The 16,030-nt window shown below is 71.5% G+C and carries 15 protein-coding genes; 12 read left to right on the forward strand and 3 right to left on the reverse strand.

Going from position 1 to position 16,030, the window contains the following annotated elements; genetic code table 11:
• On the reverse strand, positions 1-672 hold the full coding sequence (locus K8U61_RS21845; protein WP_224124357.1) for an MBL fold metallo-hydrolase: 672 nt from the start codon (positions 670-672) through the stop codon (positions 1-3).
• A 1-nt stretch (position 673) separates the two neighbouring features.
• Positions 674-1,375: a maleylpyruvate isomerase family mycothiol-dependent enzyme gene (locus K8U61_RS21850; protein WP_224124356.1), complete on the reverse strand. Its 702-nt coding sequence runs from the start codon at positions 1,373-1,375 to the stop codon at positions 674-676.
• A 155-nt stretch (positions 1,376-1,530) separates the two neighbouring features.
• Here K8U61_RS21850 and uvrA point away from each other — a divergent pair, with 155 nt between their 5' ends.
• From uvrA to K8U61_RS21865, 3 genes are all read left to right on the forward strand, one after another.
• Positions 1,531-4,596 (forward strand): excinuclease ABC subunit UvrA, encoded by a 3,066-nt coding sequence (uvrA, locus tag K8U61_RS21855; protein ID WP_224124355.1) that lies wholly within the window; start codon positions 1,531-1,533, stop codon positions 4,594-4,596.
• A 123-nt stretch (positions 4,597-4,719) separates the two neighbouring features.
• On the forward strand, positions 4,720-5,133 hold the full coding sequence (locus tag K8U61_RS21860; protein WP_224124354.1) for a Rieske (2Fe-2S) protein: 414 nt from the start codon (positions 4,720-4,722) through the stop codon (positions 5,131-5,133).
• Positions 5,133-5,621 carry a Rieske (2Fe-2S) protein gene (locus K8U61_RS21865; RefSeq protein WP_224124353.1) on the forward strand — a complete coding sequence of 163 codons (489 nt, stop codon included), beginning with the start codon at positions 5,133-5,135 and terminating at the stop codon, positions 5,619-5,621. Before K8U61_RS21860 ends, K8U61_RS21865 begins: the two co-directional genes overlap by 1 nt.
• Before the next feature lie 232 nt (positions 5,622-5,853).
• On the opposite strand, the gene K8U61_RS21870 is transcribed toward K8U61_RS21865, so the two are convergent.
• Positions 5,854-7,170 (reverse strand): tetratricopeptide repeat protein, encoded by a 1,317-nt coding sequence (locus K8U61_RS21870; protein ID WP_224124352.1) that lies wholly within the window; start codon positions 7,168-7,170, stop codon positions 5,854-5,856.
• Between the two features lie 80 nt (positions 7,171-7,250).
• On the opposite strand from K8U61_RS21870, the gene uvrC reads away from it, so the two are divergent.
• From uvrC to K8U61_RS21915, 9 genes are all read left to right on the forward strand, one after another.
• A complete protein-coding gene (gene uvrC / locus K8U61_RS21875; RefSeq protein ID WP_224124351.1) occupies positions 7,251-9,245 on the forward strand; it encodes an excinuclease ABC subunit UvrC in 1,995 nt (664 codons plus the stop codon).
• A 3-nt stretch (positions 9,246-9,248) separates the two neighbouring features.
• Positions 9,249-10,124 (forward strand): RNase adapter RapZ, encoded by an 876-nt coding sequence (gene rapZ / locus K8U61_RS21880; protein ID WP_224124350.1) that lies wholly within the window; start codon positions 9,249-9,251, stop codon positions 10,122-10,124.
• Positions 10,124-11,107 carry a gluconeogenesis factor YvcK family protein gene (locus K8U61_RS21885; protein WP_224124349.1) on the forward strand — a complete coding sequence of 328 codons (984 nt, stop codon included), beginning with the start codon at positions 10,124-10,126 and terminating at the stop codon, positions 11,105-11,107. Before rapZ ends, K8U61_RS21885 begins: the two co-directional genes overlap by 1 nt.
• 50 nt (positions 11,108-11,157) lie before the next feature.
• A complete protein-coding gene (gene whiA / locus K8U61_RS21890) occupies positions 11,158-12,144 on the forward strand; it encodes a DNA-binding protein WhiA (protein WP_224124348.1) in 987 nt (328 codons plus the stop codon).
• Between the two features lie 140 nt (positions 12,145-12,284).
• A complete protein-coding gene (gap, locus tag K8U61_RS21895) occupies positions 12,285-13,283 on the forward strand; it encodes a type I glyceraldehyde-3-phosphate dehydrogenase (protein WP_224124347.1) in 999 nt (332 codons plus the stop codon).
• A 2-nt stretch (positions 13,284-13,285) separates the two neighbouring features.
• Positions 13,286-14,485, forward strand: a complete 1,200-nt coding sequence (locus tag K8U61_RS21900) for a phosphoglycerate kinase (protein WP_224124346.1) — start codon at positions 13,286-13,288, stop codon at positions 14,483-14,485.
• Positions 14,486-14,492: 7 nt separating this feature from the next.
• Positions 14,493-15,287, forward strand: coding sequence for a triose-phosphate isomerase (gene tpiA, locus K8U61_RS21905; RefSeq protein WP_224124345.1), 795 nt, complete (start codon positions 14,493-14,495; stop codon positions 15,285-15,287).
• A gap of 31 nt (positions 15,288-15,318) precedes the next feature.
• Positions 15,319-15,549, forward strand: coding sequence for a preprotein translocase subunit SecG (secG, locus tag K8U61_RS21910; protein WP_224124344.1), 231 nt, complete (start codon positions 15,319-15,321; stop codon positions 15,547-15,549).
• A gap of 34 nt (positions 15,550-15,583) precedes the next feature.
• The gene (locus K8U61_RS21915) at positions 15,584-15,943 is read left to right on the forward strand and encodes an RNA polymerase-binding protein RbpA (RefSeq protein ID WP_224124343.1); all 360 of its coding nucleotides are present in this window, start codon (positions 15,584-15,586) and stop codon (positions 15,941-15,943) included.
• Positions 15,944-16,030: the final 87 nt, after the last annotated feature.

A 16,030-nucleotide genomic window follows, 5' to 3' on the forward strand; every position in this document is an offset into this window, starting at 1 on the left:
TCACCAGCCCCGCTCGCGCCACTCCGGCAGCGACGCCCGCTCGGCTCCGAGCGTCGAGTCGTCGCCGTGGCCGGGGTAGAACCAGGTGTCGTCGGGGAGCGTGCCGAAGATCTTGGTCGAGACCTCGTCGAGGAGCTGGGCGAAGGCGTCGGCGTCGCCGAAGGTGTTGCCCACGCCCCCGGGGAAGAGCGAGTCGCCGGTGAAGAGGTGCGGGTGGCCGGACGGGTCGTCGTACACCAGCGCCACCGATCCGGGCGTGTGCCCGGCGAGCGCGATGACGGACAGCGTGCAGTCGCCGACGGTGACCGTGTCGCCGTGCTCGAGCGAGCGGGTGACGGGGACGCCGGTCTGCTCGGTGACCGCTGCCGCGTCGGGCGTCCCGACGAGCACCTCGGCACCGGTCGCGGCGACGACGTCGGCGAGGGCGCGGTGGTGGTCCCAGTGCTGGTGGGTGGTCACGACGGACGTCAGACCCGCGTCGCCGATGAGGGGGAGCAGGGTGTCGGGCTCGGCGGCCGCGTCGACGAGCAGCTGCTCGCCGGTCGCGTGGCAGCGCAGGAGATAGCAGTTGTTCGACATCTTCGGGTCCACGGCCACCTTGGTGATGGTGAGCGCCGTGAGCTCGCGTACGTCGGGGCCGGCACCCGGCTTCACCTGTCCGGTGTAGGTCACGTCAGTCTCCGATCCGCGGCAGGGCGCCGCTGTCGCTGGTCAGTCCGTCGCCCGCGCCGCGCCCGGTGAGCCACCAGCCGAGGTCGGCGGCAGTGCCGCTGACGGTGGGTCCGCCCGAGCCCCAGGTCCACGAGCGCTCCAGGTCGGTCGCGCGTGCGGTGAAGGGTGTGCCGTCGTCCTGCTGGGCGAGTGCGTCGAGGAGCAGGGCGGCGAAGTCCGCCGGCCAGTCGGCCCGGGAGTAGCCGGCGTCGAGGTCGGCGTGGTGGATCTCGACCTCCCGCACCCGCATCAGCGGGACGGCGCCGGCGGCGAAGATCCGGCCGCCGGGGATCCGGTCGATGGTGGTCGCCTGCTGGTCGGCCGGCAGCGCGGCCCACGCCTCCGCGAGGTCCGTGCAGGCGGCCAGCAGACGGGTCCGGAGCGCGGACGGCGACGCGGCGGCGAGCTCGTCGATGTCGCCGTCGCGGCGCTCCTCGGAGGCGTACATCGGCCGCCGCTCGCCGTCGACGATCCCGGTGAGCGCGCCGGCGAGGCCCTCGGCGTTGAGCGCGAGGTGGGCGAGCACATGGGCGCGGCTCCACCCGGTGCAGACGCTCGGTGCGGCGTAGTCGTCGTCGGGCAGGCCGTCGGCGGTGCGGACCAGGCGGCGGGTCGCGTCCGGCAGCAGCCCCGCCGCGACCACGGGAAGGGGGGTGTCGACCATGGGGCCATCCTGCCCGAGCCCGGCCCGAAACCCGCGCGTCACCCGACTGTCGGTGGCCCGTGAGAGTGTGGGGAACACCGGCGCGTCCCGACTGGTTGTGCGTTGTCTGCGCCGGTTACGATGGCGAACACCTGTTCGAAGCGAGGGGACATTCAGTGGCGGACCAGCTCATCATCCGAGGAGCACGCGAGCACAACCTGAAGGACGTCTCGATCGACCTGCCCCGAGACTCGCTCATCGTCTTCACCGGCCTGTCCGGCTCCGGCAAGTCGTCGCTGGCGTTCGACACGATCTTCGCCGAGGGCCAGCGCCGGTACGTCGAGTCGCTCTCGGCCTACGCCCGCCAGTTCCTCGGCCAGATGGACAAGCCTGACGTCGACTTCATCGAGGGCCTGTCCCCGGCCGTCTCGATCGACCAGAAGTCCACGTCGAAGAACCCCCGCTCCACGGTCGGCACCATCACCGAGGTCTACGACTACCTCCGCCTCCTCTACGCGCGCGCGGGCCGGCCGCACTGCCCGACGTGCGGCGCCCCGATCGAGCGCCAGACCCCGCAGCAGATCGTGGACCGCATCCTCGGCCTCGAGGAGGGACGACGCTTCCAGGTCCTCGCCCCGGTGATCCGTGGTCGCAAGGGCGAGTACGTCGAGCTCTTCAAGCAGCTGCAGACCCAGGGGTTCTCCCGGGCCCGGGTCAACGGCGAGACCCACGCGCTGGACGACCCGCCCAAGCTGGACAAGCAGAAGAAGCACACGATCGAGGTCGTGGTCGACCGCCTCGCGGTCAAGGAGTCCTCCAAGCGCAGGCTCACCGACTCGGTCGAGACCGCGCTCCAGCTCGCCGGGGGACTGGTGCTCTTCGACTTCGTCGACCTCGACGCCAAGGACCCCGGTCGTGAGCTGCGGTTCAGCGAGAAGATGGCGTGCCCCAACGAGCACCCGATCGACACCGACGAGCTCGAGCCGCGGTCGTTCTCGTTCAACTCGCCGTTCGGTGCCTGCCCGGCCTGCCACGGGCTCGGGACCCGCCTCGAGGTGGACCCCGAGCTGGTCGTCCCGGACCCGCAGGCGACGCTCGGGGAGGGTGCGATCCAGCCGTGGAGCCAGGCGCACGTCGCCGACTACTTCCTCCGGCTGATGGGTGCGCTCGGCGACGAGCTCGGCTTCGACCTCAACACGCCGTGGGAGGACCTCCCGGCCAAGGCGCAGAAGGCGATCCTGAACGGCCACCCGACGAAGGTGCACGTCGTCACCCGCAACCGCTACGGGCGGCAGCGCGCCTACTACGCCGAGTTCGAGGGCGTCGGCGCCTACATCGCGCGCCGTCACCACGAGGCCGAGTCCGACGTCAGCCGGGAGCGCTACGAAGGCTTCATGCGCGAGGTCCCGTGCCCGACGTGCCGTGGCAGCCGGCTCAAGCCGGTGTCGATGTCGGTGACGCTCGGCGCGTCCCTCCAGGACGGCGGCAAGAACATCGCCGAGGTCTGCGCGATGCCGATCAACGAGACCGCCGACTACCTGCGCAACCTCGAGCTGACCTCGCGCGAGCGGCAGATCGGCGAGCGGGTGCTCAAGGAGATCCAGGAGCGGCTCACGTTCCTGCTCGACGTCGGCCTCGACTACCTCTCCCTGGACCGGCCCTCGGGCTCGCTGTCCGGCGGCGAGGCGCAGCGCATCCGGCTCGCCACCCAGATCGGGGCCGGCCTGGTCGGAGTCCTCTACGTGCTCGACGAGCCGTCGATCGGCCTCCACCAGCGCGACAACCACCGGCTGATCGAGACGCTGGTCCGGCTCAAGGACCTCGGCAACACCCTCATCGTCGTCGAGCACGACGAGGACACGATCCGGGTCGCCGACTGGGTCGTCGACATCGGTCCCGGCGCCGGTGAGCACGGCGGCCAGGTGGTCCACAGCGGCAACGTCGCCGACCTGCTCGCGCACCCCGACTCGATGACCGGCCAGTACCTTTCCGGCCGGCGCGAGATCCCGGTCCCCGCCGTACGCCGGCCGCGCACCAAGGGCCGCGAGCTCAAGGTCCACGGCGCCCGCGAGCACAACCTCCAGAACGTCGACGTCGCCTTCCCGCTCGGCCTGTTCGTCGCCGTCACCGGCGTCTCGGGCTCGGGCAAGTCGACCCTGGTCAACGACATCCTCTACACCTCGCTGGCCAAGCAGATCTACCGCGCGCGGCAGGTGCCGGGCCGGCACCAGAAGATCACCGGCCTCGAGCACGTCGACAAGGTGATCCACGTCGACCAGTCGCCGATCGGCCGCACCCCGCGGTCCAACCCGGCGACGTACACCGGGGTCTTCGACCACGTCCGCAAGCTCTTCGCCTCCACTCCGGAGGCGAAGATGCGTGGCTACCAGCAGGGCCGCTTCTCGTTCAACGTCAAGGGCGGCCGCTGCGAGGCGTGCGCCGGCGACGGCACGATCAAGATCGAGATGAACTTCCTCCCGGACGTCTACGTCCCGTGCGAGGTCTGCCACGGCGCCCGCTACAACCGCGAGACGCTCGAGGTCCACTACAAGGGCAAGACCATCGCCGAGGTCCTCGACATGCCGATCGAGGAGGCCGTCGACTTCTTCGCGGCGGTGCCGGCGATCGCGCGACACCTGAAGACCCTGGTCGAGGTCGGCCTCGGCTACGTGCGCCTGGGGCAGCCGGCGACGACCCTGTCCGGCGGCGAGGCACAGCGCGTGAAGCTGTCCGCCGAGCTGCAGAAGCGCTCGACCGGCCGCACGGTCTACGTCCTCGACGAGCCCACCACCGGGCTGCACTTCGAGGACATCCGCAAGCTGCTGCTCGTGCTCGGCCGCCTGGTCGACCAGGGCAACACGGTGCTGGTGATCGAGCACAACCTCGACGTCATCAAGACCGCCGACTGGCTGATCGACATGGGCCCCGAGGGCGGCTCGCGCGGCGGCACCGTCGTCGCCGAGGGCACCCCGGAGCTCGTGGCGGCGACCCCGGAGAGCTACACGGGCCAGTTCCTGGCGCCGCTGCTCGACGGGCGCGAGGCCAAGCAGCCGACCGGCCAGCGCCGTCCCCCGGCGGACCCGGTGCCGGGCAAGAAGGCCGCCACGAAGGCGCCCGCGAAGAAGGCTGCGGCCAAGAAGGCCGGGGCCAACAAGACCGCCGCCAAGAAGACCGCCGCCAAGAAGACCGTGGCGAAGAAGGCGACCGCCAAGAAGGCCGCCGTACGCTCGCGGGCGAGCTGACACCGTCGACGGGGACAGGCAGGCCACCGAGTTCTCATCGAACTCTCATGGCCTGAGCACAGGCTTCAGCCCGGGCCTCCGTCTAGGGTGAAGTTTCAACCATCCCGCCGAGAGGACCAGACCGTGACCGACGGCATGACCCGCCGCACCACCCTCACCGGAGCCGCCGCCCTGGGCGTCGGAGTCCCCCTGCTCGCCGCGTGCGGCAGCAGCGACGGCTCGACCGCCACGGAGCCCGACACCACCGCGGGGGAGACGCTCGGTCCGTCCTCGGACATCCCCGTCGGCGGCGGCACGATCTACGCCGACCAGAAGATCGTGGTGACCCAGCCGACCGAGGGCGACTTCAAGGGGTTCTCGGCCGTCTGCACCCACCAGAGCTGCCTGGTCTCCACCGTGTCCGACGGCACCATCAACTGCACCTGCCACGGCAGCAAGTTCTCGATCGACGACGGCTCCGTGGTCAACGGACCCGCGACCTCCGCGCTCGCGGCCGTCGACGTCAGCGTCGACGGGAGCTCCGTCGTCACGAGCTGATGCACCGGCGCAGCGTGCTCGGCGGCGCGGCCGCCGTGGGTCTCGGACTCCCGCTGCTCGCCGCCTGCGGGAGCGACGGGAGCGGCGAGGCGACCGACCCCAGCGGGGCGACGGAGTCGCCGACCGAGTCCGCCACCGCCAGCGCCTCCGAGAGTCCGACGAAGGAGGCGACGCCGCATGAGTCGACGTCCTCCCAGGCCGCCGACGGCCTGGTCGCGACGGCCGACGTTCCTGTGGGCGGCGGCACCATCCTGACGGCCGAGAAACTCGTCGTCACCCAGCCCAGCAAGGGCGACTTCAAGTGCTTCACCGCGGTCTGCACCCACCAGGGCTGCGTCGTGTCGTCGGTCAGCGACGGCACGATCAACTGCGGCTGCCACGGCAGCCAGTTCTCGATCGAGGACGGCTCGGTCGTGACCGGGCCCGCGACGTCCGCCCTCTCCGCCGTCGACGTCAGCGTCGACAGCGGCTCCGTCGTCGAGAGCTGATTGGCCCGGGGACCCGGCGGCGTCGTGCAGGGATCCCCGGTCGACCGGGGACCCCTGCGCTGGTCGGGGGTTGCAACGGCCGTCAAGCGACAGGAGTGCCTGTCCGCTGTGACGGGTGGTGCGGATGAGGCGCGACCTCCGTCCGGGGGGATTGGTCACCAACCTGCTCCCAGATGCCTCCCGGGACGGGGTTGGTGACCAATCCCCTACGCCGAGGCGCGCGCCTGCGCCATCAGCGCCCGGCGCGGTCGAGGTCGCCGTCGGGGGCGGCCGGGTCGCCGGTGGACAGCCGCCACCGGGAGTCGCGCGGGGAGTGCCGCCGGTCGAGCCGGGCGTCGAGCATCACGCGTGCCTCGTCCCAGCGCCCGGCGCGCAGCAGGGCCGCGATCCGCGCCTCCTCGACCACCTCGCGCTGGGCGTCGGAGCCGCCGAGGCGCCAGAGCCGTGACTGCAGGCGGGCGAGCTGGTCGGCGGCAGCGGACGAGCGGCCGCCGGCCGCGGCGCCGAACGCCCGGGCCAGGGGAGCGACGACCTCGCGGTGCGTGCGGTGCTCGTGGACGGACGCCCAGGTCGCCAGGTCGGCGAGCTCGGCCCGGTCGCCCAGCGACAGGTGCAGGACGGCGGCGTGCAACGCCAGGAAGGGCGTCGCCGGCCGGTGGAGCGTCGCCTCCGACGTCACGGCTGCCACGTCCGCCATCGCCGGGACGTCGTGCGCCCCGGGCGTGAGCGCCCAGCGGAAGAGCAGCGAGCCGGTGTCGACCAGCGCCCGGCAGCCGGTCGCCGCCTCGGGACGCAGCTGCGCGTCGTAGCGGCGGCGTACGGCGTCGAGGTCGCCGAGGGAGAGCTCGTGCAGGGCGGCGTGCCAGGAGAAGTGGCTGAGGCTGTCCGTGGTCGCGCCGTCGCCGAGCACCCAGTCGTCCATCCACGCCAGCCCGGCCTCGTGGTCGCCGGTCTCGTAGTGGGCGTGCGCACGAGCGTGCGCGGAGTGGCCGGCACCGGGCTCGACGAGCAGGGAGCGGCACGACAGGTCCATCGCCTCGTCGAAGCGGCCCTGCTCCTGGCGGACGAAGGCGAGCAGTCCGGCGTACCACCAGTCGTCGCCGTACGCCGGAGCCGCGCGCTCGACGATCTCCCACGCCTGCGCGGGGACCTCGGTGACGCCGGCGAAGGCGATGGTCGGCACGGCGGTGGAGAGCAGGACGGCGTCGCCGGGGTAGGTGGCGAGGTGCCGGATGATCGGCCGGCCGTCGCCCCGCAGGTGGGCGGCGACGGCGTGGACGTGGCTGCGCTCGCGCTCGGTGGCCCGACCGACGAGGGTCAGCGCGTCCTCGAGGCGGGCGGCGACGTCGACCGCGACGCACATCTCGTGGCCGAGCAGGGCGAGCGTGGCGTGCCCGAGCGCGAAGGTCGGGTCGAGGGTGATCGAGGCCGCGATGGAGCGCTCGGCGCCGCGCCGGAGCCGGAGCAGGTCGTCGGTCCCGCGGCGGTAGGCCACGGCGGCCTCGGCGGAGCAGGTGAGGGCGTAGCCGGAGCGGTCACGACAGCGCATGCAAGTAGAGTAAGTCACGCGACAAATAGACAAAGCGTTGCGGCGTGGGAGTGTCGGACCGCGCCCGTAGGGTTGACGCCGTGCCTCCTGCCCGACCCAGCCGCTCCACCCGAGGCCCGCAGTCCTACCGTCCCGAGCCCGGCTCGATCCCCACCCAGCCGGGGGTCTACCGGTTCCGCGACCCGAAGGGCCGGGTCGTCTACGTCGGGAAGGCCAAGAACCTCCGCGCCCGGCTCTCGTCCTACTTCCAGGACGTCGGCAACCTGCACCCGCGCACCGCCACGATGGTGACGACGGCGGCCAGCGTCGAGTGGACCGTGGTGAAGACCGAGGTCGAGGCGCTGCAGCTCGAGTACTCCTGGATCAAGGAGTACGACCCGCGCTTCAACGTGAAGTACCGCGACGACAAGTCCTACCCGTGGCTGGCCGTCACGGTCGGCGAGGAGTTCCCGCGGGTCATGGTCGGCCGTGGCGCCAAGCGCAAGGGCACCCGCTACTTCGGCCCCTACAGCCACGCCTGGGCGATCCGCGAGACGGTCGACCTGCTGCTGCGCGTCTTTCCGATGCGGTCCTGCAGCAACGGCGTCTTCAAGCGGTCCGGACAGATCGGCCGCCCCTGCCTGCTCGGCTACATCGACAAGTGCTCGGCTCCCTGCGTCGGCAACGTCAGCGCCGAGGAGCACCGCGCGATCGTCGACGACTTCTGCGACTTCATGGCCGGTCACACCGCCGCGTTCGTCCGGCGCATCGAGAAGGAGATGTACGCCGCCTCCGACGCACTCGACTTCGAGAAGGCGGCCCGGCTGCGCGACGACCTCGGCGCGCTCAACAAGGCGCTCGAGAAGCAGGCGGTCGTGCTCGGCGACGGCACCGACGCCGACGTGATCGCGCTCGCCGAGGACCCCCTCGAGGTCGCGGTGCAGATCTTCTACGTCCGGGGCGGCCGGATCCGCGGTCAGCGCGGCTGGGTCGCCGATCGGGTCGACGAGGGCGACACCGCCAAGCTCGTCGACGACTTCATCCTGCAGCTCTACGCCGGCGCCGGCCCGGACGAGATCCCGCGGGAGATCCTGGTCCCGGCGCTGCCGGCCGATGCGACGACGTACGAGGAGCTGCTCGGCGACCTGAAGGGGTCGAAGGTCGCGATCCGGGTGCCGCAGCGCGGGGACAAGAAGACTCTCCAGGACACCGTGGCGCAGAACGCCGCCCAGGCCCTCGTGCTGCACAAGACCAAGCGGGCCAGCGACCTGACGACCCGCAACCGAGCGCTGGAGGAGATCCAGGAGGCGCTCGCGCTCGACGAGGTGCCGCTGCGGATCGAGTGCTACGACATCTCCCACCTTCAGGGCTCCGAGATCGTCGCGTCGATGGTGGTCTTCGAGGACGGCCTGGCGCGCAAGAGCGAATACCGCCGGTTCGTGATCAAGGGCCAGGACGGCTCGGACGACGTGAAGGCCATGCACGAGGTCATCACCCGGCGCTTCAAGCGGCTCCTCGACGAGCAGGCCAGCTCCACCGAGAAGATCACCGACAACGGCCCGATGCTGGTCGACCCCGAGACCGGTCGGCCGCGGAAGTTCGCCTACGCGCCGGGCCTCGTGGTCGTCGACGGCGGCGCGCCGCAGGTCGCCGCGGCGCAGCGGGCGCTGGAGGAGCTCGGCATCGTCGACATCCCCGTCTGCGGGCTGGCGAAGCGCCTCGAGGAGGTGTGGCTGCCCGACCAGGAGGACCCGGTCATCCTGGCCCGGTCCAGCGAGGGCCTCTACCTCCTGCAGCGCGTCCGCGACGAGGCCCACCGCTTCGCGATCACCCACCACCGCTCGCGCCGGTCGAAGTCGATGGTCGAGAGCGTCCTCGACGACGTGCCGGGTCTCGGCGAGGTCCGGCGCAAGACGCTGCTCAAGCACTTCGGGTCGCTCAAGAAGCTCCGCGAGGCCGAGGTCGACGAGATCGCCCTGGTCCCCGGCATCGGCCCGCGCACTGCGACCTCCATCAAGGATGCGGTCGCCCGCGCGAGCGGCAAGACTGGTGCCGTCAGCGTCAACACCGCCACCGGCGAGATCCAGGAGGACTGAGAGGTGGACCAGCCCCTCGACCACCACGGGGAGCTCGTGGTCGTCACGGGCATGACCGGCGCCGGTCGCAGCACCGCGGCCAAGGAGCTCGAGGACCTCGGCTACTACGTCGTCGACAACATGCCGCCGAGCCTGCTGCGCGACGTCGTACGCCTCGTCGACGAGAGTCGCGGCACCGAGCAGCCGATCGCGGTCGTGGTGGACGTCCGCTCCGGGTCGTTCTTCCAGTCCCTGCAGGCCAACCTCGCCCAAGGGGCCACGGGCCGGCACGCCACCCTGGTCTTCCTCGAGGCGTCCGACGACGTCCTCGTCCGCCGGCAGGAGGCCGCCCGGCGGCCCCACCCGCTACAGGGGGCTGGCCGGCTCCTCGACGGCCTGCAGCGCGAGCGCGACGTCCTCGCCGACCTGCGCAGCGACGCCGACCTGGTGATCGACACGACCTCGCTCAACGTCCACCAGCTGACCGAGCGCATCGCCGAGGCCTTCGGCTCCCCGGACGCGACCCGGCTGAAGGTCACGGTCACCAGCTTCGGCTTCAAGTACGGCATCCCCGTGGACGCCGACTTCGTCGCCGACATGCGGTTCCTGCCCAACCCGTTCTGGGTGCCGGAGCTGCGCGACCACACCGGCAAGGACGCCGACGTCGCCGCCTACGTGCTCGAGCAGCCCGGCGCGGGCGAGTTCCTCGAGGGCTACGTCCCGGTCCTGACCGGCGTGGCCGACGGCTACCTGCGCGAGGGCAAGCGCTTCATGACCGTCGCGATCGGGTGCACCGGCGGCAAGCACCGCAGCGTCGCGATGACCGAGCAGGTCGTCCGCCGGCTCGCGGACGCCGGGTACGACGTCCGCGCCACCCACCGCGACCTCGGACGCGAGTGATGTCGCCGGACGACCACCTCGACCGTGCCCAGTCCGTCGTCGCCCTCGGGGGCGGCCACGGTCTCGCGGCCTCGCTCCAGGCACTGCGGCTGCTCGTGGACGACCTCGTCGTCGACGAGCTGACGGCGGTCGTCACCGTCGCCGACAACGGCGGCTCCTCGGGGCGACTGCGCGGCGAGTTCGGGGTGCTGCCACCGGGCGACCTGCGGATGGCCCTCGCCGCCCTCTGCGGCGACGACCAGTGGGGCGACACCTGGGCCCGGGTGCTCCAGCACCGCTTCGCCGGCCACGGCGAGATGAACGGCCACGTGATCGGCAACCTGCTCATCGTCGGCCTCTGGGAGCAGCTGGGCGACCCGGTCGCCGCGCTCGACTGGGTCGGGCGGCTGCTCGGCACCAAGGGCCGGGTGCTCCCGATGGCGCTGGTGCCCCTGGACATCACCGCCCGGGTGCGCGGCCTCGACGCCGACGACCCGGCGGCCACCGTCACCGTGCGCGGCCAGGTCGAGGTCGCGACCACCGGCGGCGACATCGTCTCGATCGCGCTGGACCCGCCCGACCCGAAGCCCTGCCCGGAGGCGATCGACGCGGTCCACGCGGCCGACTGGGTCGTGCTCGGCCCCGGGTCCTGGTACTCCTCGGTGATCCCGCACCTCGAGGTCCCCGCGCTGCGCAGCGCGCTCGCGGCCACCGACGCCCGGATCGTCGTGGTGCTCAACCTCGCGGGCGAGGCGGGGGAGACCTCCGGCTACGACGCGATCGACCACCTGGCCGTGCTCGTCCAGCACGCTCCCGACGTGACCATCCACACGGTGATCGCCGACCGCACCAGCGTCGGCGAGGACGCCGCGGAGCTCGAGCAGGCGGTCGCGTCCTACGGCGCGCGGCTGGTGCTCGCCGACGTGGCCTGCGACGACGGCCAACCCCGCCACGACGCCGAGCGACTGGCCGGGACGTACGCCGGCATCCTGAGCGGGTCGTGAGCGGGTAGGCGGCCGCCGAGGGTCGTTGACTGCCGTGGCAGGATCGCACCATGGCGATGACGGCGCAGGTCAAGGCAGAGCTGTCGAGCACCCAGGTCACCAAGACCTGCTGCCGCAAGGCCGAGGTCGCCTCGATGCTCCGGTTCGCCGGCGGGCTGCACATCGTGAGCGGCCGGATCGTCGTCGAGGCCGAGTTCGACACCGGCGCCGCCGCGCGCCGGCTGCGCACCAACATCGCCGAGGTCTACGGCCACCAGTCCGACGTCGTGATGGTGCAGGGCAACGGCATCCGCAAGGGCAGCCGGTACATCGTCCGGGTGGTCAAGGAGGGTGAGGCGCTGGCCCGCCAGACCGGCCTCCTCGACCAGCGCGGCCGCCCCGTCCGGGGGCTGCCGCCGGCCGTCGTCTCCGGCGGGGGCTGCGATGCCGTCGCCGCGTGGCGCGGCGCCTTCCTCGCCCACGGCTCGCTCACCGAGCCCGGCCGGTCCTCGGCGCTCGAGGTCACCTGTCCAGGCCCCGAGGCCGCGCTCGCCCTGGTCGGCGTGGCCCGCCGCCTCGGCATCCACGCGAAGGCCCGCGAGGTGCGCGGCGTCGACCGCGTCGTGATCCGCGACGGCGACGCGATCGGCCAGCTGCTCACCCGCCTCGGGGCACACGAGTCCCTGATGGCGTGGGAGGAGCGCCGGATGCGCCGCGAGGTGCGCGCCACCGCCAACCGGCTCGCCAACTTCGACGACGCCAACCTGCGCCGTTCCGCCCGCGCGGCCGTCGCCGCCGGCGCCCGGGTCGGCCGTGCCATGGAGATCCTCGGCGAGGAGGTCCCAGACCACCTCAAGATGGCCGGCGAGCTCCGCCTCGAGCACAAGCAGGCCTCCCTCGAGGAGCTCGGGCAGCTCCACGACCCGGTGCTCACCAAGGACGCGATCGCCGGCCGGATCCGGCGGCTGCTCGCGATGGCCGACAAGCGCGCGGAGGAGCTCGGCATCCCCGACACCGAGGCGTCGCTGACCCCGGAGATGCTCGCCGAGGACGCGTAACGTCCCGCGACCGCGGGACCTTCGTCGGTTACCCGCACGTACGCCGGACGGCCAGTCTGGCTGGGTCGGCCCAAGCGATAGGGTCGACGTGTTCGACCAACGTCCTTTGCACGCCGTGATCGACTAGCAGGAGCAAACCAGTGACTGTTCGTGTAGGTATCAACGGGTTCGGCCGGATCGGCCGCAACTTCTTCCGCGCCGTTCGGGCCTCGGGCCTCGACATCGAGATCGTCGCCGTCAACGACCTGACGGCCACCTCCTCCCTCGCGCCGCTCCTGAAGTTCGACTCGATCCTGGGTCGCCTGGACGCAGACGTCAGCGCCTCCGACGGCCAGATCACCGTCGGCGACCAGGTCATCACCGCGTTCGCCGAGCGTGACCCCGCCGCCATCAAGTGGGGCGACCACGGCGTCGACGTGGTGGTCGAGTCCACCGGCTTCTTCACCGACGCCACCAAGGCTCGCGCCCACGTCGACAGCGGCGGCGCCAAGAAGGTCATCATCTCCGCGCCGGCCTCCAACGAGGACGTCACCGTGGTCATGGGTGTCAACAACACGAGCTACGACCCGGACGCCCACACCGTCATCTCCAACGCGTCGTGCACCACCAACTGCCTGGCCCCCATGGCCAAGGCGCTGCACGAGGGCCTCGGGATCAACAAGGGCCTGATGACGACGATCCACGCCTACACCGCGGACCAGAACCTCCAGGACAACATCCACAAGGACCCGCGTCGCGCCCGCGCCGCCGCGCTCAACATGGTCCCGACCTCGACCGGTGCCGCCAAGGCCATCGGCCTGGTGCTCCCGGAGCTCAAGGGCAAGCTCGACGGCTACGCCATGCGCGTCCCGGTGCCCACCGGCTCGGCGACCGACCTGTCCTTCGAGGCATCCCGCGAGACCTCGGTCGACGAGGTCAACGAGATCGTCAAGGCCGCGGCCGACGGCAAGTTCCTCAAGTACTCCACCGACCCGCTGGTCTCCACCGACATCGTCACCGACCCGGCGTCCTGCATCTTCGATGCGCCGCTGACCAAGGTGATCGGCAACCAGGTCAAGGTCCTGGGCTGGTACGACAACGAGTGGGGCTACTCCAACCGCCTCGCGGACCTCATCGCCTACGTCGGCGAGACCCTCTGACGATGGGGGAGTACGCCGGTCTCGGCGACGTCGCCGGGAAGCGGGTCCTGGTCCGTTCCGACCTCAACGTGCCGCTCGACGGCACGACCATCACCGACGACAAGCGGATCCGGGCGAGTGTCCCCACCATCCGGGCGCTGGCCGACGCGGGCGCCCGGGTGGTCGTCACCGCCCACCTCGGCCGTCCCAAGGGCGCGCCCGAGGACCGCTACTCCCTCCGGCCGGTGGCCGCGCGGCTGGGTGAGCTGCTCGGCCAGGACGTGGCGTTCGCGACCGACACGGTCGGTGAGAGCGCGCGGGAGACGGTCGCCGGCCTCGCCGACGGTCAGGTCGCCGTGCTGGAGAACGTCCGGTTCAACCCGGGCGAGACCAGCAAGGACGAGGCCGACCGCGGCGCCTTCGCCGACCAGCTCGCGGAGCTCGCGGACGCCTTCGTGTCCGACGGGTTCGGGGTCGTCCACCGCAAGCAGGCCTCGGTCTACGACGTCGCGCAGCGGCTGCCGCACGCGATGGGCGGGCTGGTCTCGGCGGAGATCGACGTGCTGCGCCGGCTCACCGAGTCGCCGGAGCGTCCGTACGTCGTGGTGCTCGGTGGCTCGAAGGTCTCCGACAAGCTGGGCGTGATCGACAACCTCCTCGGCAAGGCCGACAAGCTGCTCATCGGCGGCGGCATGGTCTTCACGTTCCTCAAGGCCCAGGGTCACGAGGTCGGCAAGAGCCTCCTCGAGGAGGACCAGCTCGACACCTGCCGGTCCTACCTGCAGCGTGCCGAGGAGTCGGGCGTGCAGATCGTGCTGCCGACCGACATCGTCGTCGACACCGAGTTCCCGTCCGGGGACCGGGAGCCACAGCCCCAGGTGGTGGCGGCCGACGCGATCCCCGCCGACGCCCTGGGTCTCGACATCGGCCCCGAGTCCGGTGCTGCCTTCGCGGCCGCGCTCGCCGACGCCCGCACGGTCTTCTGGAACGGCCCGATGGGCGTCTTCGAGGTCGACGCGTTCGCCGACGGCACCCGTGCCGTGGCCGAGGCCCTCACGAAGGTCGACGGCCTGTCGGTGGTCGGCGGCGGCGACTCCGCCGCCGCGACCGTGCGGCTCGGCTTCGACGAGTCGTCGTTCGGCCACATCTCCACCGGTGGTGGCGCCAGCCTCGAGTACCTCGAGGGCAAGGAGCTGCCCGGCATCCAGGTCCTGGAGGACTGACAACACCATGGCGTCCACGCGCATCCCGCTGATGGCGGGCAACTGGAAGATGAACCTCAACCACCAGGAGGCGCTCGTCCTGGTGCAGAAGCTCGCGGTGACGCTGGCGGACAAGAAGCACGACTACGGCAAGGTCGAGGTGGTCGTCGTCCCGCCGTTCACCGACCTGCGGTCCGTGCAGACGCTGGTCGACGGCGACCGCCTCGAGATCAAGTACGGCGCGCAGGACGTGTCGCCGCACGACGCCGGTGCCTACACGGGCGAGATCTCGGCGGCGATGCTCGCCAAGCTCGGCTGCGACTACGTCGTCGTCGGCCACAGCGAGCGCCGGCAGTACCACGCCGAGGACGACGCCCTGGTGGCCGCGAAGGCGGTCAAGGCGCTCGCGGCCGGCATCGTGCCGATCGTCTGCGTCGGCGAGGGCCTGGACATCCGTCAGGCCGGTGAGCACGTGCCGCACTGCATCGGCCAGACCGTGGGCTCGCTCGCCGGCTTCACGCCCGAGCAGGTGGCCGGCCTGGTCATCGCCTACGAGCCCGTGTGGGCGATCGGCACCGGCGAGGTCGCCACGCCCGAGGACGCTCAGGAGGTCTGCCAGGCCATCCGGGCGCAGGTGAAGGAGTCGTACGGCGAGGCCGCGGCCGACGGTGTCCGGATCCTCTACGGCGGCTCGGTGAAGGCCGCGAACGTCGCCGGGATCATGGCCCAGGCCGACGTCGACGGGTGCCTGGTGGGCGGTGCGAGCCTGCAGGTCGACGAGTTCGGCGGCATCTGCCGTTACTACGACATGCCGATCCTGTGATCGTCGTACCTCTGACGTAGGCTGTGCGACCGTGGAACTGATCCTCACCATCCTGCTCATGATCGCCAGCGGTCTGATGATCGTGCTGGTGCTCCTGCACAAGGGCCGCGGTGGCGGCCTGTCCGACATGTTCGGTGGCGGCGTGTCCAGCTCGCTGGGCGGCTCGTCGGTCGCCGAGCGCAACCTCGACCGCCTGACGATCGGCATCGGCATCATCTGGTTCGCCTGTGTGATCGCCCTCGGTCTCCTGCTGGCGTACTGAATCTCGGACTAGAGAGCTCGAAAGGGACACACACGTGGCTGGTGGAGGAAACGCGATTCGCGGGAGCCGGGTCGGTGCCGGCCCGATGGGCGAGGCCGAGCGCGGTGAGGCGGCCCCGCGACAGGCAGTGACCTACTTCTGTGCGCGCGAGCACCGTTCGGTGGTGACGTTCTCGACCGAGGCCCAGGTCCCCGAGTCGTGGGACTGCCCCAAGTGCGGCCTCCCGGCCAGCCTCGACTCGGACAACCCGCCGCCGGCCCCGAAGATCGAGCCCTACAAGACGCACCTCGCCTACGTGAAGGAGCGTCGCTCCGACGCCGAGGCCGCCGACATCCTCGACGAGGCGCTGCAGCTGCTGCGCTCGCGTCGCAAGTCCGGCGACATCATCTTCTAGGTCGAGTAGAGGGTTTCCGCGCCTCGAGTCGCGTTTTTCCGCGTACGCCGGGGCAGCAAGCCTCGTTTGAACGCGCGGAAACCCTCT

The organism is Nocardioides mangrovi, assembly GCF_020073815.1.
Lineage (GTDB): Bacteria > Actinomycetota > Actinomycetes > Propionibacteriales > Nocardioidaceae > Nocardioides > Nocardioides mangrovi.